Source organism: Paraburkholderia ribeironis, assembly GCF_900019265.1.
In the GTDB taxonomy this organism is placed as follows: Bacteria; Pseudomonadota; Gammaproteobacteria; order Burkholderiales; family Burkholderiaceae; genus Paraburkholderia; species Paraburkholderia ribeironis.
Genome location: NZ_CYGX02000098.1, coordinates 1 through 4,842, shown reverse-complemented (window position 1 = coordinate 4,842; position 4,842 = coordinate 1). Strand labels below are relative to the sequence as shown.

Genomic DNA, 4,842 nt, shown 5'->3' with positions numbered 1-4,842 from the left:
CCATTGCACGGCGCTTCCCAATCAACTTCGTGAGGGTATCGAAGGTGACTACGGTCGATAGACGGGCTAACGTCGCTATTGCGATACAATAGGGGATATTGAAATACAATGGTCGGAGGTGTGCAATGGCGGAAGCGTTGAAGACGGTGACGGCTCAACTGCCGGTGAATCTGGTGGCCCGCATGGACGACTTGGCGACGAAGCTGGATCGCTCTAAGCAATGGATCGTTCGCAAGGCGGTGGTGGCTTACCTCGCTCGAGCGGAGCGTGAGCGCCAGATGATTCAAGAAGGCTTGGACGACGTGACTGCGGGCAGGCTGCTCTCGATGGACGCGATGGAGCGCTGGGCCGACAGCTTGGGCACCGATCATGAGCTTCCCTTGCCGAAGGTTGGTGAATGATGGCCGTCCCGGTCGTGTTCACCAGCAAGGCCGCGTCGGATTTGCTGACCATCTATGAGTTCGAAAAGATGCTCAATGGAGCGACCAAGGCGCGCGAGACCGTGAAGGCGCTGAACGTCGAGGCAAAATCCTTGGGCGTCCAACTGCACCACCGCATCGGGGAGGAACTGGACGGTTGGGAGGGCCCCCCGGCCCGAGAGGTTCACAAGGACGTGTGCCTCCAAGGGGACTATGAGATCCACTACGAGATCATCCCCGCCTACGAGCCGACTCCGACGAGCATCGCGATCCTTCGGGTGTGGGACACGCGGCAGGACCGCTGAACGAAAGAGCTGGCAATCGTGAATCGACTCACGGGCCGCGTGGCCGGAGACGCCCGGCGACACCGGAGCAACGGCAAGAGCAGCTTAGGAGTGGCACAGAGGCTCAAGGGAACGCGACACCACGCGCGTCTTCGCGTTGCACCAGTATACGGTACAGCGTCGATCGATCGATTCCAAACAGGTCGGCTATCTCTTGCCGACTGGCCTTTCCTTCATCCACGAGCTGGTAAATGTGCTTGAGCTGCGCGGGTTCCAGCTTCGGCTTGCGACCGAACTTCGTACCGCGCGCCTAACGAACCACGCCCGTACAAGGGTTTGACGGCGGCCAGCACGGCGTTGCACAACTTAGGAGTTCAGATAGGGGCAATCGTACTCTTCGTGCGAATTCTGGCGGTTTGCGCCGAGAAGGGATGATTAATCAACGACTTGCAAATCATTCGATCGCGCGAAATGTGCGAACCCGCAAGGCTTTAACACAGAGGGCTCGACTTCAGGTGACCGCCATTTTCTGCACGAAAAGTACGATTACCCCGTTCATCAGGATGCTCCGTGCACAATGAAAGCACAAATCGGCGTAGCTAGCTACCCGTCGCTTTTGATGACATGGCACCACCGTCGACGCTCCAGCGCACGCGCCGAGTGCGCTTAAGCCACGGCACTTGCAGGGACGTAGGGGTTTTCTTGCGCTAATCTGAGCTGCCTGTTGCGATGTGGACGACTCGCGATGGCCACCACAAGAACGCATAGGCGCGCCAGCCGGCAGGTGCTGTGAGAGATGTGGTTTCGACGGATGAGCCGATGAGCGAAGGCAAGCGGTCACGCGCACACTGGGAAAATTTCACGCGGGAAGAACTGCTCGCGGAACTCGCGCGTCTGCAGACCGAAAACGCGAGGCTGATCGCATTGCTGCCGCCACGTCCTCCAATACAGCGCGAGCCTGTGCGGATGGTTCAGCACCCGCCATCGCCAGCAGTGCGAAACACTGACGCCCCCACACTTTCGACGCAGCAGAAGGTGCAACTCTTCCGGCGACTTTTTCGCGGACGCACGGATGTCTATCCGCTCCGTTGGGAGAGCCGCAATTCCGGGAAGTCGGGCTACGCACCGGCCTGCGCAAATGAATGGCGGGCGGGCATCTGCGAGAAGCCCCGCATCCGGTGCGCGGACTGCGGACACCGCTTGCTGCTGCCGCTGGATGACCAGGTTGTCTATGCGCACCTGGCGGGCGATCACACGGTGGGCCTCTATCCGCTAATGCCAGACAGTACCTGTTACCTGCTTGCGGTCGATTTCGATGAGGAGGGCTGGCGTGAAGACGCAATGGCTTTCCGGCAATCCTGCCGCGAACTGGACGTGCCGGTGTCACTCGAGATTTCGCGATCGGGCAACGGAGCGCATGCGTGGATCTTCTTCTCGTCGGCCGTCGCTGCGCGTGACGCACGGCGCATGGGGTCCGCCATCATCAGTCACACCTGTGCCCGGACCCGGCAACTCGAACTGTCGTCCTACGACCGGCTCTTTCCGAACCAGGACGTGCTGCCCAAAGGCGGCTTCGGTAACCTGATTGCCTTGCCGCTGCAGAGGCAGCCGCGCGAGCACGGCCGCAGCGTGTTTGTCGACGATGGTTTCCAGCCGTACACTGACCAGTGGGCGTATCTCGCGTCCGTCCAGGCGATGGATGGGCGCGACATCGAGGGCGTGGTCTTCCGCGCCACGGGCGGTACTCACCCGCTTGACGTTGCGTTCATCGCGGAGGAACACCAGGCCGAACCATGGAAGCCGCCCCCCGTTCTGCCGAAGCGGTTGGCTGGACGGATGCCGGCATCGCTGACGCTGACACGCGCGAACCAGCTCTATTTCGAAAAGGCCCAGCTTCCACAGGCATTGCTCAACCGTCTCATCCGGCTGGCGGCCTTCCAGAACCCGGAGTTCTACCGGGCCCAGGCGCGGGGCTTCAGCGTATGGGACAAACCGCGTATCATCGGCCGCGCCGAGAACTGCCCGCGCCACATTGCGTTGCCGCGGGGCTGCCTCGATGAGGTCATGACGTTGCTGCGCGACAACCACATCGCCTGCAACGTCCGTGACGAGCGTTGCGCGGGCGAGCCTGTTGCGGTTTCATTTGCCGGTACGTTGCGCACTGATCAGCAGGCGGCTGTCGCCGGTCTGCTGCGACATGACACCGGCATCCTGCATGCGCCGACGGCATTCGGCAAGACCGTGACGGCCGCCGCAATGATTGCCCGGCGCGGCGTCAACACACTTGTGCTCGTGCATCGCCGGGAGCTGCTCGACCAGTGGCGCGAGCGGCTGCAGTCGTTTCTGGCGCTCGAGCCGCGCGACATTGGCACGATCGGCGGCGGCAAGTCGAAACCGACGGGCCGGATCGACATCGCGATGCTGCAGTCAGTCGCGCCGGATGGCACCCGCGGCGAGCTGTTGCGGCGTTATGGCCATGTCATTGTCGACGAATGTCACCACGTCTCCGCGGATTCCTTCGAGGCGGTGCTCAAGGCCGTCAACGCGCGCTATGTGCTCGGCCTGACGGCGACCCCGGTCCGGCGCGACAGCCAGCAACCGGTGATGTTCATGCTATGTGGACCGATCCGGCACGCAGCGAAACCGCCCGACAGCGCGCCGCACCTGCTTGAGGTCCTGCCGCAACGGCTCAACGCCGAAGTCGATGTGCCGGACGACGCGCCGATCCAGGAAGTGTTCGCGCGTCTGGCGCAGGACGTGCCGCGCATGCACATGATCGCGGCGGGAATCTGCGAGCAGTACCGACAGGGACGCAATGTGCTGGTGCTCACCGAGCGGACAGACCATCTTGAGGGCCTGCAACAGGCGCTGGAGGACAGGGTAAAGCAGCTGTTCGTGCTGCACGGGCGCCTCGCGCGAAAGGCGCGTACTGCGCAACTGGCTGCCTTGAATGCCCTTGCCGATGACGCGCCCCGCGTTGTGCTGGCGACCGGCCGGCTGGTGGGCGAGGGTTTCGACCATCCAGCGCTGGACACGCTGGTGCTGGCCATGCCGATCTCGTGGAAAGGCACCCTGCAGCAGTATGCCGGGCGGCTGCACCGCGAGCACGCGGCCAAAACCAGCGTGCGGGTGCTCGATTACGTCGATGGCGGCCATCCGGCGCTGCTGCGTATGTGGGAACGGCGTCAGCGCGGCTACCGGGCAATGGGATACCACGTGTGCACACCTGGCGAAGAACTCCAGCTGGCGCTCACCTGAATGCACCCATTGCATGAGACTCTTGAAAGCGCGCGTCGTCATCGGGATGGCTTACATCAGCCGAAGCACGATTCTATGGAGAAGGGCTTGCAGGTCGCGTCGCGTGTCAACGACGAGGTGAATGAAAACAGTGTCGTCCCGAACCTGATAGATGATCCGGTTCTTGCCGGAAAGGGCCTGTCGAAAATTGTCGTCGACGAAGCCTTCCAGCTCGGCAGGCACATGGCCGCTCCCGGGAAACTGGCGAATCTGCGCAATGGTTTCCTGAATCTGCGCGGACGTCTGACGCCATGTCTCCCACCCGAATGCGCGGACAACGTAACTTCTCAATTCGTCGATGCCGATGCGGGCGGTCGGCAGGATGCGGTACTTCAACAGCGGGGCTTGCATTAGCGGAGCTTTTGGTGGCGGTCGAGTTCGTTGAGTTCCGCAAAGAATTCGTCGCCGTCGGCGTGTTCTGCACGCTCGATCTGTTTCTGGCCGATGGCCAGGATTTTCAGGAGCGCGAGCGTCTGTTGGGTGGCTTCATAGGTCCGCACATCCTGAACAACGAGTTTCGCTTCGCCGTTCTGCGTGATGATGAGCGGCTCCCCGGAGTCGGTCAGGTCTTTGACGATTTGTGCCGCTTCGCTTTTGAGGTAGCTGATCGGCTTCACGTGATCGGTGATGTGCATCAGGTGCTCCATGGCAAATCAACAAGACCAAATATAGACCATTATCGGTCCAGCGGCAACGGGACATCCGCCGATGTGCGACCGGTATTTGACATAATATAATTTATCAACAAAAAATAGTGTAGTGGCTACACGGTAATGTCCGCTTTTAGCTGCATAGAAATGTCCGCTTTTGATGCCCTCGTATGCTAGCCAGCCGCCGTATTT

General features: G+C 61.2%; 6 protein-coding genes and 1 pseudogene. 3 read left to right on the top strand and 4 right to left on the bottom strand.

Features of this window, described 5'->3' with window-relative positions; translation table 11 throughout:
• The first annotated feature begins 125 nt into the window (after positions 1-125).
• Together BN2475_RS30175 and BN2475_RS30170 are read left to right on the top strand one after the other, a co-directional pair.
• Positions 126-401: a CopG family ribbon-helix-helix protein gene (locus tag BN2475_RS30175; RefSeq protein WP_094783063.1), complete on the top strand. Its 276-nt coding sequence runs from the start codon at positions 126-128 to the stop codon at positions 399-401.
• On the top strand, positions 398-724 hold the full coding sequence (locus BN2475_RS30170; protein WP_245841689.1) for a type II toxin-antitoxin system RelE/ParE family toxin: 327 nt from the start codon (positions 398-400) through the stop codon (positions 722-724). Before BN2475_RS30175 ends, BN2475_RS30170 begins: the two co-directional genes overlap by 4 nt.
• Positions 725-827: 103 nt before the next feature.
• Here BN2475_RS30170 and BN2475_RS35945 read toward each other — a convergent pair.
• A pseudogene (locus tag BN2475_RS35945) lies at positions 828-983 on the bottom strand (helix-turn-helix domain-containing protein); the annotation flags it as partial.
• 539 nt (positions 984-1,522) lie between these two features.
• On the opposite strand from BN2475_RS35945, the gene BN2475_RS30160 reads away from it, so the two are divergent.
• Positions 1,523-3,961, top strand: a complete 2,439-nt coding sequence (locus BN2475_RS30160; protein WP_094783062.1) for a TOTE conflict system archaeo-eukaryotic primase domain-containing protein — start codon at positions 1,523-1,525, stop codon at positions 3,959-3,961.
• Between the two features lie 51 nt (positions 3,962-4,012).
• On the opposite strand, the gene BN2475_RS30155 is transcribed toward BN2475_RS30160, so the two are convergent.
• The 3 genes from BN2475_RS30155 to BN2475_RS35135 all read right to left on the bottom strand — a co-directional run.
• A complete protein-coding gene (locus BN2475_RS30155; protein ID WP_094783061.1) occupies positions 4,013-4,351 on the bottom strand; it encodes a type II toxin-antitoxin system RelE/ParE family toxin in 339 nt (112 codons plus the stop codon).
• Complete coding sequence (locus BN2475_RS30150) at positions 4,351-4,635, bottom strand: type II toxin-antitoxin system Phd/YefM family antitoxin (protein ID WP_094783064.1); 285 nt, start codon at positions 4,633-4,635, stop codon at positions 4,351-4,353. Before BN2475_RS30150 ends, BN2475_RS30155 begins: the two co-directional genes overlap by 1 nt.
• An 18-nt stretch (positions 4,636-4,653) precedes the next feature.
• A partial coding sequence (locus tag BN2475_RS35135; protein WP_218023744.1) for a hypothetical protein occupies positions 4,654-4,842 on the bottom strand: 189 nt, incomplete at its 5' end.